Annotated in this window: 16 protein-coding genes; 12 read left to right on the forward strand and 4 right to left on the reverse strand. The window is 31.1% G+C overall.

Annotated elements, in window-relative coordinates; translation table 11 throughout:
- The 3 genes from GN138_RS09865 (at nucleotide 1) to GN138_RS09875 (ending at nucleotide 6,343) form a co-directional block, all read left to right on the forward strand.
- On the forward strand, nucleotides 1-1,899 hold the full coding sequence (locus GN138_RS09865) for an alpha-amylase family glycosyl hydrolase (RefSeq protein ID WP_157363632.1): 1,899 nt from the start codon (nucleotides 1-3) through the stop codon (nucleotides 1,897-1,899).
- Nucleotides 1,900-2,019: 120 nt separating this feature from the next.
- Complete coding sequence (locus GN138_RS09870; RefSeq protein WP_157363633.1) at nucleotides 2,020-3,696, forward strand: alpha-amylase family glycosyl hydrolase; 1,677 nt, start codon at nucleotides 2,020-2,022, stop codon at nucleotides 3,694-3,696.
- A 271-nt stretch (nucleotides 3,697-3,967) separates the two neighbouring features.
- Nucleotides 3,968-6,343 (forward strand): GAF domain-containing protein, encoded by a 2,376-nt coding sequence (locus GN138_RS09875; protein WP_317162732.1) that lies wholly within the window; start codon nucleotides 3,968-3,970, stop codon nucleotides 6,341-6,343.
- On the opposite strand, the gene GN138_RS09880 is transcribed toward GN138_RS09875, so the two are convergent.
- Nucleotides 6,340-7,563, reverse strand: coding sequence for a Pycsar system effector family protein (locus GN138_RS09880; protein WP_157363634.1), 1,224 nt, complete (start codon nucleotides 7,561-7,563; stop codon nucleotides 6,340-6,342). The genes GN138_RS09875 and GN138_RS09880 overlap by 4 nt on opposite strands.
- A gap of 206 nt (nucleotides 7,564-7,769) precedes the next feature.
- On the opposite strand from GN138_RS09880, the gene GN138_RS09885 reads away from it, so the two are divergent.
- The gene (locus tag GN138_RS09885) at nucleotides 7,770-11,435 is read left to right on the forward strand and encodes a metallophosphoesterase (RefSeq protein ID WP_157363635.1); all 3,666 of its coding nucleotides are present in this window, start codon (nucleotides 7,770-7,772) and stop codon (nucleotides 11,433-11,435) included.
- 68 nt (nucleotides 11,436-11,503) lie between these two features.
- Nucleotides 11,504-12,712, forward strand: coding sequence for a BaiN/RdsA family NAD(P)/FAD-dependent oxidoreductase (locus GN138_RS09890; RefSeq protein WP_157363636.1), 1,209 nt, complete (start codon nucleotides 11,504-11,506; stop codon nucleotides 12,710-12,712).
- On the opposite strand, the gene GN138_RS09895 is transcribed toward GN138_RS09890, so the two are convergent.
- The gene (locus GN138_RS09895) at nucleotides 12,688-14,976 is read right to left on the reverse strand and encodes a response regulator (RefSeq protein WP_157363637.1); all 2,289 of its coding nucleotides are present in this window, start codon (nucleotides 14,974-14,976) and stop codon (nucleotides 12,688-12,690) included. The genes GN138_RS09890 and GN138_RS09895 overlap by 25 nt on opposite strands.
- Before the next feature lie 84 nt (nucleotides 14,977-15,060).
- On the opposite strand from GN138_RS09895, the gene GN138_RS09900 reads away from it, so the two are divergent.
- The 6 genes from GN138_RS09900 to GN138_RS09925 are packed head-to-tail and all read left to right on the forward strand — an operon-like array spanning nucleotide 15,061 to nucleotide 20,477.
- Entirely contained in the window at nucleotides 15,061-15,618 is a 558-nt protein-coding gene (locus tag GN138_RS09900) for a DUF1697 domain-containing protein (protein ID WP_231743060.1), read from the forward strand.
- A 6-nt stretch (nucleotides 15,619-15,624) separates the two neighbouring features.
- Nucleotides 15,625-16,722: a diphosphomevalonate/mevalonate 3,5-bisphosphate decarboxylase family protein gene (locus GN138_RS09905; RefSeq protein WP_157363638.1), complete on the forward strand. Its 1,098-nt coding sequence runs from the start codon at nucleotides 15,625-15,627 to the stop codon at nucleotides 16,720-16,722.
- Nucleotides 16,723-16,756: 34 nt separating this feature from the next.
- Nucleotides 16,757-17,686 (forward strand): mevalonate kinase family protein, encoded by a 930-nt coding sequence (locus tag GN138_RS09910; RefSeq protein WP_157363639.1) that lies wholly within the window; start codon nucleotides 16,757-16,759, stop codon nucleotides 17,684-17,686.
- Nucleotides 17,687-17,742: 56 nt separating this feature from the next.
- The gene (locus GN138_RS09915) at nucleotides 17,743-18,645 is read left to right on the forward strand and encodes a geranylgeranylglycerol-phosphate geranylgeranyltransferase (RefSeq protein ID WP_157363640.1); all 903 of its coding nucleotides are present in this window, start codon (nucleotides 17,743-17,745) and stop codon (nucleotides 18,643-18,645) included.
- Nucleotides 18,646-19,593, forward strand: a complete 948-nt coding sequence (locus GN138_RS09920; RefSeq protein ID WP_157363641.1) for a carbon-nitrogen hydrolase family protein — start codon at nucleotides 18,646-18,648, stop codon at nucleotides 19,591-19,593. It begins immediately after the preceding gene.
- A gap of 41 nt (nucleotides 19,594-19,634) precedes the next feature.
- On the forward strand, nucleotides 19,635-20,477 hold the full coding sequence (locus GN138_RS09925; protein ID WP_157363642.1) for a pseudouridine synthase: 843 nt from the start codon (nucleotides 19,635-19,637) through the stop codon (nucleotides 20,475-20,477).
- A gap of 4 nt (nucleotides 20,478-20,481) precedes the next feature.
- On the opposite strand, the gene GN138_RS09930 is transcribed toward GN138_RS09925, so the two are convergent.
- The gene (locus tag GN138_RS09930; RefSeq protein WP_317162737.1) at nucleotides 20,482-21,498 is read right to left on the reverse strand and encodes a transglutaminase domain-containing protein; all 1,017 of its coding nucleotides are present in this window, start codon (nucleotides 21,496-21,498) and stop codon (nucleotides 20,482-20,484) included.
- A 194-nt stretch (nucleotides 21,499-21,692) separates the two neighbouring features.
- The gene (locus tag GN138_RS09935) at nucleotides 21,693-22,130 is read right to left on the reverse strand and encodes a carboxypeptidase-like regulatory domain-containing protein (RefSeq protein WP_157363646.1); all 438 of its coding nucleotides are present in this window, start codon (nucleotides 22,128-22,130) and stop codon (nucleotides 21,693-21,695) included.
- Nucleotides 22,131-22,669: 539 nt separating this feature from the next.
- Here GN138_RS09935 and GN138_RS09940 point away from each other — a divergent pair.
- Nucleotides 22,670-24,124 carry an arginine decarboxylase gene (locus tag GN138_RS09940; protein WP_157363648.1) on the forward strand — a complete coding sequence of 485 codons (1,455 nt, stop codon included), beginning with the start codon at nucleotides 22,670-22,672 and terminating at the stop codon, nucleotides 24,122-24,124.
- Nucleotides 24,125-24,257 lie beyond the last annotated feature (133 nt).

The raw sequence follows: 24,257 nt of genomic DNA on the forward strand, positions 1-24,257 counted from the left end.
ATGAATCTGATTAAAAATATCACAATCTTATTCGTTATCTTTAGCTTCTTAGGATGCAAAAATGAAACTAAAGACGTCGATACTGCGCCAAGCCACAGTGCTACTGAAATAAAACAAAATATGAAAAAAAAGAAAGTCGTTTACCAAGTGTTTACACGCTTATTTGGAAACACAAATACAACCAACAAACCTTGGGGAACATTAGAAGAAAATGGCGTTGGTAAATTCAACGATTTTACGGATAAAGCTTTAAAAGAAATTAAAGAATTAGGTGTTACGCATATTTGGTACACAGGTGTTCCGCATCACGATGTCATTACAGATTACACTGAATTTGGCATCTCAAATGACGACCCAGATATTGTAAAAGGTCGTGCAGGTTCACCGTATGCGGTTAAGGATTATTATAATGTAAATCCAGATTTAGCTGTAAATGTTGAAAATAGACTTGAAGAATTTGAAGCTTTAATAGAACGTTCGCACAAAGCCGGATTGAAAGTTATTATTGATATTGTGCCTAATCACGTGGCTCGTAATTATCAGAGTTTATCAAATCCAGAAGGAACAACAGATTTTGGTGCCGAAGACGATAAAACCAAAACTTACGACGTTAATAATAACTTTTATTACAATCCAGGAGAAACGTTTAAAGTGCCAGAATGGAAAAACGGTTACCAACCTTTAGGTGGCGAAAAAACCGATTTAGCAGATAGTAAGTTTGAAGAAATACCTGCAAAATGGACAGGCAACGGCTCAAGAGCATCGCAACCCGATATGAATGATTGGTACGAAACTGTAAAAGTCAATTATGGTATTTCACCAGAGGGAAGAAAGGATTTTAATGAATTACCAGAAGGTTTTGATAATGAAGATTATAAAAAACACTTCGAGTTTTGGAACGGCAAAACGGTTCCAAGTTCATGGAAAAAGTTTAAAGATATCGCTTTGTATTGGACCGCAAAAGGCGTTGATGGTTTCCGTTATGATATGGCAGAAATGGTACCAGTTGAGTTTTGGAGTTATATGAATTCGCATATAAAAATGGAAAATCCAGATGCCTTTTTATTAGCTGAGGTTTACAATCCAAGTCTATATAGAGATTATATTAGAAAAGGAAAAATGGATTATTTGTATGATAAAGTTCAGTTGTATGATACCTTAAAACACGTCATGCAAGGTCACGGAAGCACAGATAATATTCCGCCAATTTTAAAGGATTTAAGTGATATAGAACATCACATGCTTCACTTCTTAGAAAACCACGATGAGCAACGAATTGCAAGTCCAGAATTTGCAGGTAGCTCAGCTAAAGGAAAACCAGCAATGGTGGTTTCTGCAACATCATCTACAGCACCAACTATGATTTATTTTGGGCAAGAATTCGGTGAGCCAGGCGCAGAAGATTTAGGTTTTGGCGACCCAAGCCGAACTTCTATTTTCGATTATGGGTCAGTGCCAAGTCTAGTACGTTGGGTAAATGATAAAAAGTTTGATGGTGGACAATCCACCGAAGCTGAAAAGGAACTTCGTGATTTTTACAAACGCTTGTTGAATTTTACAATTAACAGTTCTGCTTTAATGGGAGACTATCAAGATATTCAGCACCATAACCATTATAATACAGAATGGTATAATGATAAAGTATTGTCTTTTGTGCGTTGGAGTGCTGATGAGAAGTTAATTGTCATTTCAAATTTCAATGCAGATAACACGTACGGATTTGAGTTACAATTACCAGAAGATTTAGTGCACAAATTACAACTTAAAGATGGCGAATATGAGGCAAAAGACCAATTGTATAATACTTACGCTTCAACATTAAAAGTTGAAAATGGTAAAGCCGAAGTTAGAATAGATATTAAACCTTTAGAGTCGTTTATTTTAAAAATAAAATCCTAGTAATTTATAGTCCTAGTAGGTTTTAAAAACCTTGCAGGTCTTAAAATAACAAGCAATCGTCACTTCGAGTGAATTTGCGAAGTATGAGCAAATTTGTATCGAGAAGCAATTAAAAAACATATGAAAAAACTAATTTTATTAACCCTAATCCTAATCACTTTGAGTTGCAAAAATAAGGACACGGAAAACAAAATTGCAGCTGTAGACACAGCACAAAAAATGGAAACACCTTTTGTTTGGGAAGGCGCAAATCTCTACTTTTTACTAACAGACAGATTTAACAGCGGAAAATCTGAAAACGACATCAATTTCAACAGAACAAAAGAACCAGGAAAATTAAGAGGTTTTCAAGGAGGTGATATTAAAGGTATCACGCAAAAAGTAAAAGAAGGGTATTTTACAGATTTAGGTATTAATGCCATTTGGATGACGCCTATTGTAGAACAAATCCATGGTGCTACAGATGAAGGTACAGGTTTAAGCTATGGTTTTCATGGCTATTGGGCTAAAGACTGGACAAAAATTGACCCAAATTTTGGAACCAAAGAAGATTTACATGAATTGGTTAAAGAAGCCCACGCTAAAGGCATCAGAATTGTATTAGATGCGGTTATAAATCACACAGGTCCTGTGACGGATTTAGACCCAGTTTGGCCAGAAGAATGGGTGCGAACAGACCAACAATGTACGTATGATAGTTATGCCAATACTATTAGCTGTACGTTGGTTGCTAATCTTCCAGATATAAGAACAGAAAGTAATGATGATGTTGAGTTGCCACCACAATTGGTAGAAAAATGGAAAGCAGAAGGTCGTTACGAGCAAGAAGTTAAAGAACTCGATGCATTTTTTGAAAGAACAGGTCACCCAAGAGCACCACGTTTTTATATTATGAAATGGCTTACAGATTACATCACAGAATTTGGTGTAGATGGCTACAGAGCAGACACCGTAAAACATACCGAAGAAAATGTTTGGGTAGAATTTAAAGTGGAGTGTGATTATGCTTTTGAGCAATTTAAAAAGAATAATCCCGAAAAAGTTTTAGATAATAACAATTTCTATTTAGTAGGAGAAGTTTATAATTATGGCATCAGTGGAGGTCAATATTTTGATTTTGGTGATAAAAAAGTGAATTATTTTAATCCACCAAGTTTTCAAAGTTTAATAAATTTTGAATTTAAATGGAATTCAAAAGACATGGATTATGAGTCGTTATTTAAAAGATATTCTGATATTTTAAATGGAGATTTAAAGGGTTATGGAACTCTAAATTATTTAAGTTCTCATGATGATGGCAGTCCTTTTGATGCGCAAAGAGCTAAACCATTTAGAACAGCCAACAAATTATTATTATCACCAGGAACATCTCAAGTTTATTATGGTGATGAATCTGCAAGACCTTTAATTATTGAAGGTACAGAAGGTGATGCAACCTTACGTTCGTTTATGAATTGGGACGCCATAGAAAATACCTCTGTTACGAGAACAATTTTAACACATTGGCAAAAATTAGGGAAATTTAGAGCCAATCATCCAGCTGTTGGAGCAGGTGTGCATCAAATGATTTCTGAGCAACCTTACTATTTCTATAGAAGTTATGAAAAGGGCGGTTTTAAAGATGTCGTAGTTGTTGGTTTAGAACTAGAAAAAGGCGAAAAAATAATAGATGTCTCTAAAGTTTTTGAAGATGGTGCTGTTTTACATGATGCCTATTCAGGAGTCACTTCAACAGTTGAAAATGGTTCTGTGGCTATAATTTCAGAATTTGAAATTGTTCTTTTAGAAAGACAATAATCAATTTATTTTCTTCAAGATTTAAAAATACTTTTTATAAATGGGTTTTTAATCTTCAAATAAAAACATCTTAATTAGACTTGGAAACGCTGAAATTAAAATGGTACAACCTTTAATATGGAGTTAGCGGAAGATAGAGATTTTGCTATTAGTTGTAAATAAATCTAATTATTTTAACATATAACCAGTAACAAATAGGTGTGTAAGGTCGTCTACTAGTAAACGACTAACAAGTATTATTTGTAACTTTGTAAAATACTTAAGTTTAAAAGTGGATATAAACGCTAACATAGAATCTCCTATTGAAGTTAAAATTAGCTTTAATAAACTATTAAATCAGTATGAGAGTTTAGTAGAAAATGAAAACGATTATATTGTTGCCAACGCTCGTCGTGTTTTAAAAATAGCAGAAGAGAATCCAATATTAAGAGAAGGCTTTAGCGATCCAGGAATATTTAAATCACACGAAAAAGAAATAAATGGAATTTTACAAGATACATTTAGCCCTATTCTTACAAACAACGAGATAAAAACGGCTTCAATTCCGTACCTTAATTTTACATTTAATTCTTCAGAACGATTTAAGAAAATATTAAATTCAGCTGGGGAAGATTTTAATTTAGAGATGAAAAATATGCCTGAAAATGACAGGTATATAATTACATGTGCAATAATTCTTAATGTTTGTTATGGCTATAATTTAAATTTCAAACGTCCTTTTTTTTATGAAATACCAGATGAGAAAGGTGTTATGCGTTATTATAAAATATTATATAATGCAGATTTTACAGAAATTATACCAAAAGAAAATGCACCTAAAATAACAGAAGAAGATTATAATGAGTTACTAGATAACTTTGAAAATATTGATATTTGGAAAGAAAAATTTCCGCCAAATAGTTATCTATTTAAAGGTTTTGTAATCTCAAATTTATTTGATGTCACAGATGACCAATCTATTTCTAATATCAAAACCAGTTTAATTGGTGAGGAAAAAAGAGTGAATGAAAACTTCATGAAAGGGTTTCACGATATTTTTCAATCCTTATTTGGCTTAAAAGATATAAAAGTTGGCTTTTCCATTTATAATGCTGAAGAAGATATTTTTGAGCGTGTTTATGGTGTAGGTATGAATAGTTATTTAATTAATAACCTAGAAGTTATGCGTTGTTGTGATGCCTTATGTGATTGGTCTTACAATAAACTATTAAAAGCAAATGAATACTTTTCTATCTCTAATGTAGATAAATCCTTTAAATGTTCTAAAGTAGAAGAAGTACCACATATAAAGGTTCTTAAAGAGCAAGGTATAAAAAGCGCCATTTTTGCACCTATTGCAAACGAAGAAGGCCTAATGGGAATTTTAGAAATAGTTTCTGAAAAGCCTAAAATTTTAAATAGTATTAACGCTAACAAATTAGTTGATGTTATGCCATTTATTGTAACAGCAGTGGAGCGTTCTAAAAATGATGAGTCTAATTTAATAGAGGCTATTATACAGAAAGAATGTACTTCTATTCATTCTAGTGTGCATTGGCGTTTTAAAAAAGAAGCTAGACAATTCATTAGAGATGAAATGAATGGCAAAGAACCAAATTTTAGAAAAATAGCGTTTGATAATATTTATCCGCTTTACGGACAAATAGATATAAAAGGGTCTTCTGAGGCGAGAAACTGGGCAACACAACAAGATTTATCGTTACAATTAAATACAGTTAAGGAAATTTTAGTAAAGGCTTCAAAAGTTGAAGAATTACCTATATATGAGCAGTATATTTATCGGTTAGATGAGTTTTTAAAAGATATAGAAGTTCATTTTCAGGTAGATAGTGAGCATCAAATTTCAAACTTTATTAAAAACGAAATTGAGCCTATTTTAAAGCATCTATATTCGGTTGATAATCTTAATGAAGACATAAGTAATTATTTTGAACGTGTTGATGATCGTACAGACGCCTTATATCATCATAGAAAACATTATGACGAAACCATAGCTTTAATTAATAAAGAAATGGCTGCTTTGTTAGATGAAAAACAAGTAGAAGCACAATTAATGTATCCGCATTATTTTGAGCGTTTTAAAACCGATGGTGTTGAGCATAACATGTATATAGGAGAATCTATAACAAAGGAAGATAGCTTTAATCCTATATATCTATACAATCTTAGATTGTGGCAATTGCAAGTAATGGTAGAGATGGAAAATTCATATTATCAGATGAAGCCAAATTTTCCAGTAGCATTAGATGTAGCGTCAATGATATTAGTATTTAATCAGCCATTATCTATTAGTTTTAGAATGGATGAAAAACAATTTGATGTTGATGGTACTTACAATGCACGCTACGAAATTGTTAAAAAACGTGTAGATAAAGCGTTTATAAAGGGAACCCAAGAGCGCGTTACGCAAAAAGGTAAAATTAGTATTGTTTATTCTCAAAGAGAAGACGAGATTGAATATTTAAACTATATTAAATTCTTACAGAATAAAAAATATTTAGATAATGATATTGAAATTGTAGAACTCGAAGATTTACAAGCAGTAACGGGTTTAAAAGCTATAAGAGTTAGTGTACTTTATCACAAAGAAAAAGACGACAAAGCAATTTACACTTACGATGATTTAATGAAAGAAATTAATCCTTAAATAGACGGTAAAACTGCAATTGGTGGCTTTATACCAGAAACTTCAAAAGCTACTGCAAAAGCGATAACACTTACTATAATACCTATTGCAAAAACGGTATACGTTAATCTTAATATTTTATATTTTCTGTTTAACACTAAACCTAAAAAATACAAATCTTTGGTAAGAGAACCGTAGAGGTATTCTTTGTCTTGCATCATTTCTTGCATAGCCCATTCAAACTCATTGAGTTTCATTTTATGAAAATTTCCAAAGAATAAAAGATTTACCTTTTTATTGGCAACATCTTCTTTAGTAAATTTTCCACTAGTAACATTTGGTCTGGTTGCTAATACTGATAAAACTATTGAAACCACTGTAAATAAAGCAAAAATAAACGTTGGCCAAATTAAATAATCATTAGTTGGGTTGTCTAATTTAGATACTAAATTTGATAACACTAACGAAATAATAATAGCATTTACGGATAGTAAAATGTTGGCTTTTGTATCTGCAATATCACTAAGTGTTATATGATTTCTAAGTGCTACTCTAAACATGGTTTCAATACCACGATCGGGTAAGTCTAATTTTTCTTTCTTAAATTTTAATTCTGCTTTTTTCTGTTTTAATTTTTCTGTTGTGGTTTTTATTTTATTCTGATCTTGTAAAAGGTTGGCTAAGTTTTTTCCTTTTCGTTTTTCCCACTTTTTAGAGGCTAAATCAGTATAAAATGTATGCTTAGTTAAAAATGTAATGTTTTCTTGTACCCATTCTGATTTAGTAACTTTTTTTCCTAATGTTAACTCCCATTCCTTTCTAAGTAAGGCAGCATAATCCGAGTATTTTTTACTAGATAAATGTGCACAATCTGCATCTCTTATATATCCTTCTAATTTGTTTTTTGGCTCATAACCCATTTGGGTTGCTAAAATTATTGAAGATATGGTATCAATATTAGCGTCGCTAACATGTTTAGATTTTAAAAATGCAGTTGCTATTTTTACGCTTTCTTGTTCATGACCTTCAATGGTTTTGGTAAATCCAACGTCATGAAACCAAGCTGCAATTAATAATTGTTCTTTTTCTGTTTCATTTAACGGGCTTTCTTCTAAAAGCTCTTTTACTTTTCCAACAACACGTTGTGTGTGTGCAAGATTATGATATACAAAAGATGCGTCTAAATTATCGTTTAAATAAGATATTACGTATTTCTCAGCTGCAATTATTAAATTCTCCATAGGTGTAAATGTGAGCCTAAATTAAGGAATTTTTATAAGCCTAAATAGAATTTAGATTAGCAATCTTAGAATTTGAAAGTTAATTGATACTTTATGGGCTTAAATTTAGACTTAATTATTTTTTGGTTTACTTTTTTTTGTTGTTAATCAGTTAAAGTAATTGTTCGGGTAATTATTTCGTATTTTTGATAATCAACCATTGTTATATGAAATTATTGTACAAATTTGGATTATTATTAATCCTTGTTCTTCTTTTTAATGCATGTGCAACATTTAAAAAACAAATAAATGAAGGTGCCGAGAAGTCTCAACCAACTGATAAGGAAATAGAGCATAGTTATTATCTTATTGGTGATGCTGGCTATTCTCATCTGGGAGAAAGCCCAAAAGCTTTAAAAGCATTTAAAAAAAAACTAGAAGGTGCTGATAAAAATAGTACTGCAATTTTTCTTGGAGATAATGTATATCCAAAAGGGATACCAAATAAATCTTCTAGTAGTTATGAGCTTTCTAAACATCGTATTCTAATACAAACGGAAGCTGTTAAAAATTTTAAGGGAAAAACTATTTTTATTCCTGGTAACCATGATTGGTATTCTGATGTAAAAGGTTTAAAAAATCAAGAGAAGCTCGTAGAAGAAGCGCTCGGAAAAAATACTTTTTTACCAGAAAATGGATGCGCTATAGAAAAAATTCATGTTTCAGAAGATGTTGAACTTATAATAATCGACACCCATTGGTATATTAATAATTGGAACAATCAACCCACTATTAATGATGATTGCGAGATTAAAACGAGACAAGATTTTTTAGATGAATATAGCAATTTAATAAAAAAAGCCAGAGGAAAAACTACTATTGTAGCATTGCATCATCCTATGTATACAAATGGTGCGCATGGTGGACAATTTAGTTTTAAAAACCATATGTCTCCAGTTCCAATTTTTGGAACGGTTAAAAATTTAATTAGAAAAACAAGTGGTCTGTCTAATGCAGATTTACAAAATACATATTATAACGAATTAAAAAACCGATTAGTTACACTAGCTCAAGTCAACAAAAAAGTAGTTTTTGTTTCTGGTCATGAGCATAATTTACAATATTTAGTAGAAGATAATTTACATCAAATCGTTTCTGGTTCTGGTTCTAAAACTTCTGCTGTGCGTAACATAGGAAGTGGTATTTTTGGTTATGCAACATTAGGATTTGCAACTTTACACGTGTATAAAGATGGATCGGCACATGTTTCTTTTTACTCTGCAGATGATGAATCGGTTGTTTTTGAAACAGAAATTTTTCCTGAAGATAAACCCATTATACCTAAAGCATATGAAGAAAGTACAGCATCTCATACTGTTGCTTCGGTTTATTCAGAAGAAGAAACCGATGCAAATGGTTTCCGTAAATTTGTTTGGGGAGAACGTTACAGAAAAGAGTTTAGTACTAAAGTAAAAGCGCCAAATGTTAAGTTAGACACTTTGTTTGGAGGCTTAATACCTGTTAGGCAAGGCGGCGGTAATCAATCTAAATCCTTAAGACTAGAAGATAAAAATGGTGCGCAATACGTAATGCGAGCAGTACGTAAACAAGCACTTCAATATTTGCAAGCTGTATTTTTTAAAGATCAATACATAGAAGGGCAGTATAATAATACAGCAACCGAAGATTTAATATTAGACGTCTTTACAGGTTCGCATCCTTATGCGCCTTTAGTAATAGGAGATTTAGCAGATGCCATTGATATTTATCACACAAATCCAGTATTATATTATGTGCCGAAACAAGAACGATTGGGACAATATAATGATGCGTATGGAGACGAACTTTATATGATAGAAGAACATACATCTGAAGGTCATAGCGATTTAGCAAGTTTTGGCTATCAAAATGAGTTAGAATCAACCATTGATATGATGAAAAAAGTTCATAAAGATGAAGATATTATAATAGATGAAGAGGCTTATATAAGAGCGAGATTGTTTGATATGCTTATTGGTGATTGGGATAGACATCAAGATCAATGGAGATGGATAGAATTTAAAGAAGATGGAAAAAAAATATATAGACCTATGCCAAGAGATCGCGATCAAGCATTTTCTAAAATGTCTGATGGATTTCTCCTAGGTACTGCCGTTAAATTGTTACCAGCAGCAAGATTATTAAGGAAATATTCAGATAATTTAGTGGATGTAAAAGGAGTTAATGTAGAACCATATCCTATTGATATGGAAATTATTGTAAAATCTGGTAAAACAGTTTGGGATGCGCAAGTTAGGCGCATACAAGAAGGCATTACAGATCAGGTGATAGAAAAAGCATTTTTAAATCTGCCAGAAGAAATGCCAAAAAATTCTATAGAGGATATTAAGAAAAAATTGAAAGCTAGGCGTGCAAATCTTCAAGAAATTTCAGACCGTTATTTTAAATTAATTAATAAATATGCGGTAATAAAAGGTACTAATAAAGACGATTGGTTTGATGTAGAACGCCTACCAAATGGCCAAACTAAAGTTACTGCATACCGCATAAAAAAAGGTGAAAAGAAAGATAAGTTTCACGAAAGAACGTATAATAGAGATGAAACTAAAGAGATTTGGATTTATGCTTTAGATGATGATGATGTTTTTGAAGTGAAAGGTAAAGGCGATAATTTAATTAAAGTAATATTAATTGGCGGACAAAATAATGACAAGTACAATATTGAAAACGGCAAGCGTGTTAAACTTTACGACTACAAATCAAAGAAAAATAGTATAGTTACTAATAAAGGACGTAAAAAACTTACAGACGATTATGACACTAATGTTTACGACTATAAAAAATTAAAAAATAGCACAAATCAAATTATACCTTCTTTAGGTGCAAATCCAGATGATGGTTTTAAATTAGGGTTTGTAGATGTGTACACTACTTATGGTTTTGAACGTAACCCATTTACCACTCAACATCAATTTTCTGCGGCTTATTATTTTGCCACCGAAGGTTATGAGTTAAATTATAAAGGCGAATTTGCAAATGTTATAGGCCGATTTAATTTAGGAGTAGACGCAAGTTTTACAAGTCCTAATTACGCCTTTAACTTCTTCGGTTATGGTAATGAATCTGTAAACCTAGAAGCAGATGGTGACGAAAATTTAGATTTTAATAGAGTAAAATTAAGAACCTTAAAATTTGAACCATCATTAAAATGGATTGGTAGATATGGTGCTAGTTTCAAATTTGGAATTACTTATGAATCTATAGAAGTAGAAGCTACTGAAGGTCGTTTTATAAATCAATTTATTGGAAATAATACCGAAGTTTCAAACGATTTTTATGGTGCAGATGCCAAATATGAATATGCTCACGCTGATAACGAAGCATTTCCAACTTTAGGAATGTTATTTAGTGTTCATGCCGGATTTAGAAATAATATAGACACTTCAAAAGGGTATGGATATATTATTCCAGAGTTAGGCTTCGATTACAAATTAGTACCAAATGGTCAACTGGTTTTAGCAACCAAAATGAGTGGTCATTTTAATTTAGGTGACAATTACCAATTTTATCAAGGTGCAACAATAGGTGCCGATAATGGTTTAAGAGCATACAGAAACCAGAGATTTAATGGAGAAAGTTCTTTTGTGCATAGTTCAGATTTAAGATATAATTTAAAACAAGTAAGAACAAGTATATTGCCTTTAAAAATTGGTTTTTATGGTGGTTTTGATTACGGCAGAGTTTGGGAAGATAATGAAGACTCTAATACTTGGCATACGTCTGTAGGAGGAGGTGTTTTTGCAATTGCAGCAGATAAATTAACCCTTAATCTATCTACATTTAATAGTAATGAAGGTATACGTGTTGCTTTTAAATTAGGCTTTGGGTTTTAATATTTAAAATTATGATTTCTAACATTTAATTTTCATAGTAATTAAGAACCTTTTTTTTAATCAGAACATTGAATACACATAAAGATATTATTATAGTTGGAGGAGGTGCTGCAGGTTTTTTTGCAGCAATCAATATAGCAGAACAACAGCCTAATTTATCCGTAGCTATTTTAGAACGTGGTAAAGAAGGTTTGCAGAAAGTGAAAATTTCTGGTGGTGGACGCTGTAATGTAACACATGCCGAATTTATACCTTCAGAATTAGTGAAAAACTATCCAAGAGGAGAAAAAGAATTACTTGGACCATTCCATAGTTTTATGACAGGTGATACAATTGCTTGGTTTGAAGAACGTGGCGTAGAATTGAAGATTGAAGACGACGGCAGAATGTTTCCGGTATCAAACTCATCTCAAACTATAATAGATTGTTTTTTACACGAAGCACAAAAGCATAATGTTGAGGTTTTATACAATCATTCAGTTAAGGCGATAAAAGCTAATGAGTTAGACTTTACAATAGAAACATCTTCAGAGATAATTCAATGTAATAAATTAGTGGTAGCCACAGGAAGCAACCCTAAAATATGGCAGCTTTTAGAAGATTTAGGGCATACAATTATTCAGCCAGTTCCTTCACTGTTCACATTTGATATTAAAGATAAACGCATTAAAGATATTCCTGGTGTTGTTGCTAAAAACGTAGAAATAAAGGTGGTTGGGACCGATTTAGAATCTAATGGCCCTTTATTAATTACGCATGTTGGTATGAGTGCACCAGCCATTTTAAAATTGTCGGCATTTGGAGCGGTGGAATTGGCTAAACGAAATTATAATTTTAAAATTGAAGTAAATTTTATCTGTCTAGATTTTAATAGTTGTTTAGATGAAATTAAAAATTTTAAACAAGTATTTGCTAAGAAAACGCTAGTTAACTCAACTCAATTCGATTTGCCAAAGCGCCTTTGGAAACAATTAGTTTTAGCTGCTAATATTAATGAAAACGAACGTTGGGCAGATATTAATAAGCAACAATTAGAAAATTTAGCAGCGCAGTTAACTAGAGCTGTTTTTCAGGTTACAGGTAAAAGTACATTTAAAGAAGAGTTTGTAACAGCAGGAGGTGTAGATTTAAAAGACGTTAATTTTAAAACTTTTGAAAGTAAACGAGTTCCTAGTCTGTATTTTGCTGGTGAAGTAATAAATGTAGATGCTGTAACAGGTGGTTTTAATTTTCAGAATGCATGGACAGGTGCTTATATAGTTTCTAAAGCAATTTGATGCTTGTATTCTGTTTCTTCTTCAGTGGTGTATAATAAAACTATAGCCTTAAAATCATCAAAAATATAAGGTTTTGTAATAATTTGATTGATGCCAACAGCCTGCGCTTTTGTAGCAACTTCATTAGAGTTAAGTGCTGTTAAGGCAAGTATTGGTATGGTAGAATTAAACAGTCTTATATGCTTTGTAACGTCATAACCATCCATATCTGGCATATTAATATCCATTAATACTAAGTCAAAGGCACGTGATTTTACCATAGAAATTGCTAATTTTCCGCTAGTTGTAGTTTCGCAGGTATAACCATTAATTTTTTCAATATTCTTTTTGGTAATTAATAAATTAATTTTGTTGTCATCAACAATTAAGACATGAGTATTATTTATTGAAGAATTAATAGTAACTGGTTTCTTTAGCTTTAATGAGGCAGCAATCTCAAATGTAATTTCAAAGAAAAAAGAACTGCCTTTTCCAGGTTCTGAAACAAAATCTATGTCAGATTTATGACTTTTTAGCAACGTTTTTACAATATGTAAACCAAGACCAGACCCACTACTGTTTTTATGTAAAAAGGCTTTGTTTTCAAAAGCATTAAATACAATATCCTTGTGTTCTTCTTTTATTCCTATTCCGGTATCATTAACTTCAAAACGTAAGGTTACGTTGTTCTCATTTCGTGCTTTCTCAATGATATTTAAGTTGATTTCACCTTCTTTAGTATATCTAACCGCATTGTAAACAAGGTTTATTAATATTTGGCTAAAAGCTACTTTATCTATTAATAGAAGTTCGTTAGTTTGGTAGTAATGTATTTTTGTTATAAACTTAAGCCCTTTGTCTTTTGCAGAAATTTTAATGATACTAGTTACGTAATTAATTATGTTTTCTAGTTTCTCTGGTTTTAATCTTAGGTTTCTCTGTTCAAATCTTAATCTATTAGCTTGTAGAATATTATCTATGAGTATAGTTAAATAATTGCTAGAAGAGATTAATGATTCTAAATATGTTTGTTGTTTTTCTTTATCTGTTTCTTGATTTACAAGCGTAGCTAAACCGGTAATTCCATAAACTGGTGTTCTTAACTCATGGCTAAGTATTGAAAAAAATTCTTGTCTATCCTTGTCATTAGCCACTAATTTTCTATTAGAGGCTTTTAGTGCCAAATTAATAGCTTGGCTGTTTCGTTTTGCTTTAATGTAAAAGTAAAACACTACTAAGGTTAAAAGAAGTAAAACAGAAGCGAGAATTGCAATTGCAAGGAATACCTTAGAGGATTTGGCATCATTTTTTCGTAACTCATTAGTAAGATTTAATTTTTGTTGGGTGTTTATAATCTTATAAATAAGTTCTCCGTTTCTTGCGTTTCTGTTTTCAAAATCTGCAAGTGCTGTATATTTATAAGAATCTGCTTTTAGTAGGTACTTGTTAGCAGAGTCTAAGTCTTTAACTGCTTCAGTATAATATAAGTATTTGTAATAATTGAAGGTTCCTAGTTTTCTAAATTCATCAAAATCATCTTCAAATGCAAGTTGAAGCTTTTCTTCGTCAATTGTAAACAATAATCTAAAACTTTCAGGAAGGAGATTAGAAGCCTTAATACTCGCTATTGCATTATTAAACCTATACGAGTATAATAATTTATTTTTTAGCTCACTTTTGTCATAATTATCAGAAAACTCTAAGTTGTTAAAATCTGTATTTTCAATAGTATTAATAGCAAACTCCGATAGTTGTAGAAGTTCTTTATTGTGTTTATTATAATAATGTTTTTTAATTTTAAATTGTAGATTAACAAAATACAATTCGCTATTTAAACTTTTAGAAAGCTGTTGCGCTATTGGGTATATACTATCAAATTTTTTATCGTTTTTTGAAGATAAATAAGTGTTTACCAATCCAGATAGTACTAAATTTTTGCCCATGCTATCATTAGAACTATTGTAAATGTTATAAGCTTTTAAGTGATAGTCTTCTGCATTTTTATAATTAGACATTTTGGTTAATACCTTACCTAAATTATAATAAGCTTTAGCCAGTGTGGACTTTAAATTGTATTTTTCAGAATAGCTGATAGCTTCATTTATAAGAATAGTTGCTTTGTATAAGCTGTCGTTTTTAACAAGTCTATTTAATTTTTGGGTGTCAAAAGAGCAAGACTGAGAGCTCTCGGTTACAATTAACAATTCATCTTGTGCTGTAACCAATAGATGACTAAAAATAATTAAAAAGAAGCTTAGTTTTATGGTAGATTTAGGGAATCTCATAAAATATAAAAGTATATTTTAGTGCAATATATAACATTTAATCGTTAAAAAATTGCATTTCATCGATTTGCTAAAAAATTTACAATGTTAAATAATATGGAGATAGAAAAAAAGAGATACATAGCGCTATTACGTGGTATCAATGTTGGAGGACACAAAAAGGTGCCAATGATAGAATTAAGAACATTATTATCTAAGATAGGTCTAGTAGGTGTAAATACCTATATACAAAGTGGGAATGTTATTTTTCAATCTGAAAAAACCGATACCAAAGCGTTAGAAGATTTAATTGCAAATTCTATTGCTAACAATTTTGGGTTTGAAGTGCCTGTATTAGTGAAAACAAGATTAGAGTTTTCAACTATTTTTTTTAATTGTCCTTTTGATGAGGAAAAGAAAAAAGATAGCTATTTTATTATGCTCAGTGAGGAGCCTGGTGAGCAATTGGTAAAAAAAGCTTCTCAAAAAACATATACCAATGACGAGTATGTTATAAAGAAAGACTGTATTTATTTGTTTTGTGAAAATGGTTATGGTCGTTCAAAATTCAATCTCAGTTATTTTGAGAAAACATTAAATGTCGATGCAACTGCCAGAAATTATAAAACAATGCTAAAACTCTTATCTTTGTCAGATATATAGTATGTAATGACAGAACAAGACTTTATTCTTAAAACCTATAATTCTAATATAGAAAACGGTTCCGTAAAATGGGCTTCGCCAAGTAATATTGCTTTGGTAAAATATTGGGGAAAAAAGAAACATCAAATTCCAGAAAATCCATCTATAAGTTTTACGCTTTCAGACTGTAAAACCATTACTGAAATCACATATACTAAGAAGCAAGAGAAAGGTTTTAGTTTCGATATTTATTTTGAAGGTGAAAAGCATGAAGCCTTTAAGCCTAAAATTCAAACCTTTTTTGAGCGTATTGAAATCTATATGCCTTTTTTGAAAGATTATCATTTTAAAATTGAAACTTCTAACACCTTTCCTCACAGTTCTGGTATTGCGTCTTCTGCATCTGGTATGAGTGCAATTGCACTGTGTTTAATGAGTATTGAAAATAAGCTGTCTGTCAATAAGAGTGATAGCGAAGCATCTCAAGATTACTTTAACCAAAAAGCATCGTTCTTGGCAAGGTTAGGCTCAGGAAGTGCTTGTAGGAGTATTGAAGGTGAATTGGTAGTTTGGGGAAAAAATGAAAGTATGGTAGATAGTTCTGACTTATATGGTGTAAAATTTGAAGGTGATGTGCATGCCAATTTCAACAATTATCAAGATACTATTTTGTTAGTAGATAAAGGCGAAAAGCAGGTGAGTAGTACAGTGGGTCATCAATTAATGTATGGTCATCCATTTGCACAAGAACGTTTTGGACAAGCACATGTAAATTTAGCAAAGCTGAAAGCAATTTTAGCTTCTGGTGATTTAAATGAATTTATAAAAATTGTTGAGAGTGAGGCCTTAACGCTTCATGCCATGATGATGACAAGTATGCCATATTTCATATTGATGAAACCAAATACTTTAGAGATTATTAATAAAATTTGGGCGTTCAGAGAAAAAACAGATTCAAAAGTGTGTTTTACCTTAGATGCAGGTGCAAATGTACATGTGCTTTATCCTGAAAATGAAAAAGAAACTGTGCTTGAGTTTATTAAGAAAGATTTAACTAAATACTGTCAGAACGAGCACTTTATCTGCGACCAAATAGGACAAGGTGCAAACCAAATACAATTATAATACGTATATTTGCTAAAGTAACTGTACACTATTTATGAAGGGACCATTATTTTATTCAAAGATTCTATTATTCGGTGAATACGGAATCATCAAAGATTCTAAAGGCTTATCTATTCCTTATAATTTTTATAATGGTGCTTTAAAAGTTGATAAAAATCCTTCTCAAGAAGCGATTGAATCTAACGAAAGTTTAGTGCGTTACGTCAACTATTTAAGAAACCTTGATAAGGAATTAGTATCTTTTGATATTGATACTTTACAAAATGATGTTAACAAAGGGATGTACTTTGATTCTTCAATTCCTCAAGGCTATGGTGTTGGTAGTAGTGGTGCTTTAGTAGCAGCGATTTATGATAAATATGCATTTGATAAGATTACAGTTTTAGAAAATTTAACACGAGAAAAATTACTAAAATTAAAAACGATATTCTCTGAAATGGAATCTTTTTTCCATGGAAAATCGTCTGGGTTAGACCCTCTAAACAGTTATTTAAGCCTTCCTATTTTAATAAACTCTAAAGATAATATTGAAGCTACAGGTATTCCGTCTCAACAAACAGATGGTAAAGGCGCTGTGTTTTTGTTAGATAGCGGTATTGTTGGTGAAACGGCACCTATGGTAAGTATTTTTATGGAAAACATGAAAAATGAAGGCTTCCGTAGTATGCTTAAAGACCAGTTTATAAAACATACAGACGCTTGTGTAGATGATTTTTTAAAAGGAGATATAAAATCATTATTTCATAACACAAAGCAACTTTCTAAAGTTGTACTTAATAATTTTAAACCAATGATACCTTCTCAATTTCATGAGCTTTGGAAAAAAGGTTTAGAAACTAACGATTACTATTTAAAACTTTGCGGCTCTGGTGGTGGAGGTTATATTTTAGGCTTTACCGAAAATATAGAAAAAGCTAAAGAAGCTCTAAAAGGACAAAAATTAGAAGTTGTATATAATTTCTAAAATAGAGCACACTTCAAATGTAATATAGTGCTTTTTAAGATTTACCTAATTAAATCATGCTATCAAGACGGCAGAAACATATTCTTCTTAAATTTTTCAGCCTGTTTTCTGTAGTAAGAGGTTACAATATTCTCGTCATTGTAATTGCACAATATTTAGCTTCGGTATATATTTTTGCACATCATAAACCTTTAAAATCTGTTTTATTAGATGTTAATCTATTGATGCTTGTGTTAGCTTCATCAGCTACAGTTGCCTCTGGTTATATTATTAATAATTTTTACGATTCTGAAAAAGACTTAATTAATAAACCGAGAAAAACAATGCTAGATCGGCTGGTCAGTCAAAACACTAAATTATCATTTTATTTTGTTCTTAATTTTGTGGCTGTTATTTTTGCGAGCTATGTATCCTTTAAGGCTGTTATTTTTTTTGCCTTTTATATTTTTGGAATTTGGTTTTACTCCCATCGATTAAAAAAGCAACCCATTATAGGAAACCTTGCTTCAGCTATTTTAACAGTAACACCATTTTTCGTAATTTTTATTTACTATCATAATTTTGAAAAAGTTGTTTTTGCTCATGGCGTATTTTTGTTTTTACTAATCTCTATGCGAGAACTAACTAAAGATTTAGAAAACATTAAAGGCGATTTAGCGCTCAATTATAGAACTGTTCCTGTGGTTTATGGAGAAAAAGTATCTAAGCGTATGTTAACGGTAGTTGGTGTTTTTACGATAATTTCGGCCATTTTATTGATTGCATTTTTTAAAATTGGCCATATGTATTATTACTTTTATCTCAGTATTTTATTATTATTGGCTTATCTGGTGATTTTGCTAAAGTCTAATAAGAAAACCCATTATCTTGTACTTCACAATATTTTAAAAGTTATAATTGTAGCAGGTGTTTTTTCTATCTTATTAATAGATGTTTCAGTTGTTTTAAACCGTATTTAAATGAGTTCTACTTTAAAAATAGCAATGGCTCAAATTGCACCAGTTTGGTTAGATAAAAAATCAACATTAAAAAAAATAGAAAACTCTATAATTGATGCAGCAAAAGAAAACTGTGAGCTTATCGTTTTTGGTGAAGCTTTATTGCCAGGCTATCCATTTTGGTTAGCATTAACTGGTGGTGCGGAATGGGATAAAAAAGTAAATAAAGAATTACACGCTCATTATGTTAGAAATTCTGTTTGTATTGAGAAAGGTGAATTAGAAGAAGTTTGTAATCTTGCAAAAGCTAATAAAATAGCTATTTATTTGGGTATTATGGAACGACCTATAGATAGAGGTGGTCATAGTATTTACGCATCTTTAGTGTATATAAATGAAGAGGGTAATGTGCAATCTGTGCATAGAAAATTACAACCAACTTATGATGAACGCTTAACCTGGGCTCCTGGTGATGGTAATGGATTACAAGTACATCCGTTAAAGGCATTTACCGTTGGTGGTCTAAATTGTTGGGAAAATTGGATGCCTTTGCCAAGAACAGCGTTATACGGACAAGGCGAAAATTTACATATTGCCGTTTGGCCAGGTAGTGACCATAACACAAAAGATATTACACGTTTTATAGCCAGAGAATCACGTTCTTTTGTGGTATCTGTATCTAGCTTAATGACCAAAGCTGATTTTCCTAAAGATACACCGCATTTAGATGCTATTTTAAAAAATGCACCAGAGAGTTTAGCAAATGGAGGGAGTTGTATTGCTGGCCCAGATGGTGAATGGATTATAGAACCTGTTTTACACAACGAAGGATTAATTATTCAAACTATAGACTTTAATCGTGTTTTAGAGGAACGTCAAAACTTTGATGTAGTTGGTCATTATTCTAGGCCAGATGTTACTAAGCTGATAGTAAACCGAGAACGTCAAACTACTGTAGAAATTAAATAGTTAATATCAACTATTGTTATACCTTTGCAAAAAATTACAACATGAGCAGAAATCAAGATAGCAAAGGAAAAGGAAAAACTTCGGGAAGAGGAAATGCTAATAGCAAAAACAAAAGTTATGCTAGAGGAAACGCTCCTTTTAAAAAGAAAACTACTAAAGCGAAATCATCATCAAATTCAGAGGAGATTCGTTTAAATAAATATATTGCAAATTCTGGGATTTGTTCGCGTCGCGAAGCCGATGAGAATATCGCTATTGGTTTGGTAACCGTTAATGGTAAAATTGTTACCGAAATGGGTTACAAAGTAAAACGTACTGACGAGGTTAAATTTGATGGTCAACGTATTACTCCAGAAGCTAAAGTTTATGTATTGTTAAACAAACCAAAAGGATTTGCCACTACAACTGCAGAAGGGAAAGGTAGAACGGTTATGGATTTGGTTGCTAATGCCACAAATGCTAACATTAAGCCCATTGGCCGTTTAGGAAGAAATTCTTTAGGTCTACTATTGTTTACTAACGATGATAAAGTTGTGCAAAAATTTACCAACTCTAAAAATGGTGTTGCGCGCTTATTTCAAATTGAATTAGATAAAAACTTGAAATTTGAAGATTTAAAAAGGATTCAAGATGGTTTTAAAGTTGATGGTAAATTAATAACAGTAGAAGAGATTAGTTACATACAAGATGAATCTAAAAATCAAGTAGGTATTAAGATTAAAAATACAGGAAACACTATTCTTCGTACTATTTTTGAACACTTTAACTATGATATTGTAAAAATAGATTGTGTGGCTATTGGCCATTTAACTAAAAAGGATATTCCTCGTGGTCACTGGAAACATCTAACTGTACAGGAAGTAAATACCTTAAAAATGATGTAACTAATTAGCGCTTTACTTTAAAAGTATATGTTGAAATTAAGTCATTTTTAAAGTATACATGTAGGTCATAAAAGCCTTTTTTTAGAAATTGATGTTCTATTTTTACATGGTAATCTTCAATTGTAACAGAATTAGGCTCTATATGTTTACTATCTGACCCATTGTCTATTAAGAATGTGATGTCTTTTGTGTTTAGAGGCTCTTTTGTTACAAAGTCAAAAGTTATGTTTTCAAAAAGTTTAGTGTCTTTATGCATTTGCTTTGGGAAATGATGAAATTTTAAATTTTCATAGGCCTTACCATATATAATAGGAGCTTCTAAAAAATCTTTAAACGATGGTATGTTTTCTTCAAAAAGCCACCATTTTTTTTCAATAGGATAATGATTAATAGCAAAGAGTTTTGGTTCTGCTAAAAAGAAGCCATCATTATATTCAAATTTAAACGAATTTGTTTTTGGATTTGGAATTCCGCTTGCCCAAGTAGGATCACACAAATACCATTTGTTGTCTATTTTTATGGCATTCCAAGAATGGTTGGGTAAATCTAGTTTATTTATATCTGTTGTGCTCACTCTGCCGTAACCTTGCACAATTTCGCAATCTAATTTGGCAAGTTGTGCTAGTTCTTTTACCAAATAGGCATAACCAGTACAAATGGTAGTTTTCTTTTTTAATAGTTTTTTGAAGAGTTTTTTCTTAAAATCGTTATTCCATTCACTAAGTTTTAAACTATCATTTTTATAGCGATTTCGCTGATGTTTATTTCTTAGAAATAGATTGTAATTGTTGGTGATATTGTGGCAAACCCAGTAGTAAATAGCTCTAAATTGTTCGGCTTCTGTATCTAGATTAGAGGTTAATTTGTACGCTAATAAAGGTAAATTATATAGATTTTCATCTGAGTAAGAAAGTGCAATGCTATCTGCTTTTTTAAAATCTATATAACTAAAATCAGTAATTTGAGCATGTGATTTCAGTACTATGGATAAGAGTAATATGTAAAAAAATGTTTTCAGTATTTAAGATTCTAGGTAATAAAATTTGTTTTTGAGTTGACTTAAAAAGCTTCTCGATTCAAAATTATTTAAAATAGTATTCTACGTTATATGACGTTGCTATTTGTAATTATACATTTACGTCAATGCAAGTGTTTTTCTGTTTTATAAAAATGTATCGAGAAGTTTATATAATACATACTTTTTGTCTGTGCAACTTAATTCTTACGTTTAGATTTGTACGGCTTTCTGGCATCTAAAGTTCCTATCATAGTCACATCATCTAATGTCAGCTTTAATTTAATAAAAGAAGTGTCATCTTTTATCACCACCTTTTGTGTTTCGTAACCCAAATAACTAAACAATAAAATGTCTCCTGTCTTTAATTTTTTTGGGAATGTAAATTCACCTTTTTCATTTGTGGTAGTTCCTGTAGTTGTTCCTTCTAAGAGAATATTTACGCCTAATAGTCTTTCTGTTTCATCACTAACAATACCTTTTACAGTGCGTTCTTTTTCAGTTGTTTTTATTGTGATTGGTGTTGAGTTAGTCTGGGCAATAATGGGATTAAAAGAAAAAAATAGTAATAGAATAAAACTAGTTATACTAAAAAGATTTAAGTGCTGTGATTTTGGTAATGTTAATTGTGTTTTCATAATATCTGTATTTTGTTTTTATCAAAGCTAGATCTTATGCATACAAGTTAATAATTGTTTTGAGTATTGTCAATGTTTGGGTGAGTAAAGTGTTAGTTACAGTGAGTAATTATATTTGTCTTAAAATAGGTTAATGCTTACTAGGGTGTTGATTATTAATGTTTTAAAAATGAATTCAAAAAAAATAAAAAAATGTTTTTCATATTAAAAAATAATATACATTTGTCGAGAAAATTGGTAGAATCTATTTAAGATTTTAAAGCCCGTTTTTAGCTGAACAATTGAAACATGTTTTTATGTTCGGGTTCTTGAAAATTAGGAAGTCATATTCAAGAGCAGCTTACAGGTTAAGTAACCGAATTTTAGAGCTAACTTCCGCTTCTGCAATAGCTGCTAGTCAGCATATTTATGGTTTTGTACCAACTACACAAAGCCAAATACAGGTATGAGATAACGTAACCTTAATACAGTTTACGCATATATTTTTTATTTTACATACTTAAGTCCCATTACGGTGGGAATTTTATCTAATTAACATCATGAACAATAAATACATTGATCTCATTGATCAATCCTTTCACTTTCCTCAAGAAGAATTTAAGCTTGAGGGTAAAACTTTACGTTTCCATAATATCGACCTAATGAAATTGGTTGAAGAACATGGAGCGCCTTTAAAATTTACCTATTTACCTCAAATTTCAAATAACATTCAGCGTGCTAAAACATGGTTTGCTGATGCGTTTAATAAACACAGTTACAAGGGTAAATACAACTATTGTTACTGTACTAAAAGCTCGCATTTTAAACACGTTTTAGATGAAGCTTTAACTAATGATATTCATATTGAAACTTCCTCGGCTTTTGATATCGATATTGTAAGAGCTCTTAAAAAAGAAGGTAAAATAACAGATAAAACCTATGTATTAAGTAACGGTTTTAAACGCGAAAAATACATTACCAATATTGCTGAACTTATTAATGATGGCCATAAAAACTGTATTCCAATAATTGATAATTATGAAGAAATAGATTTATTATCAGAAGAGATAAACGGTAAGTTTCAAGTTGGTATTAGAATTGCCTCTGAAGAAGAGCCAAAGTTTGAATTTTATACATCGCGTTTAGGGATTGGTTATAAAAACATTGTACCTTTTTACAAATCTCAAATTCAAACTAATAAAAAGGTTGAGTTAAAAATGTTGCATTTCTTTATTAATACAGGCATAAGAGATAATGCGTATTACTGGAACGAGTTGCACAAATGTCTAAAAGTGTACACAGCTTTAAAGAAAATTTGTCCATCATTAGATAGCCTAAATATAGGAGGAGGTTTTCCTATTAAAAACTCGTTGGCTTTCGATTTTGATTACGCTTACATGGTAGACGAAATTGTAAACCAAATAAAATTAGTTTGTGAAGAAGAAGAGGTAGATGTACCTAATATTTTTACTGAATTTGGAAGTTTTACAGTAGGCGAAAGCGGTGGTGCTATTTATAAAATACTTTACCAAAAGCAACAGAACGACCGTGAAAAATGGAACATGATTAACTCATCTTTCATTACAACATTACCAGATACTTGGGCAATTAATAAGCGTTTTGTGATGTTGCCAATTAACCGCTGGAATGATAGTTACGAGCGTGTTCTTTTAGGCGGTTTAACTTGCGATAGCGATGATTATTACAACAGTGAACAACACGTTAATGCTATTTATTTACCAAAATACAACAAGGATAAAGATTTATATATTGGCTTTTTTAACACTGGTGCTTACCAAGAAACTATTGGAGGTTTTGGTGGTTTACAACATTGTTTAATACCAACACCAAAACATGTTTTAATTCAGAAAGATGAAGAAGGTAATCTAACCACTAAAGTGTTTGCAGAACAACAAAAGAGTGAAAATTTACTAGGCATTTTGGGTTATGAAACTGAAGAGAAAGAGACGAAAGAGATAAAAATAGAGACTGCTTCACTATTAGAAAATAGATAAGTTGAAAAAACATTTAGAAGATAAATTTTAAAGTAAAAAATTATTCATCTCGTTTAAATAGTCCCTTTTATGGGACTATGGAGGTGTTTTTTATCCTGGAAGGTTTCAAAAACCTTGTAGGTATATAATCAAA

Source organism: Winogradskyella endarachnes, from assembly GCF_009741275.1.
Classification (GTDB): domain Bacteria; phylum Bacteroidota; class Bacteroidia; order Flavobacteriales; family Flavobacteriaceae; genus Winogradskyella; species Winogradskyella endarachnes.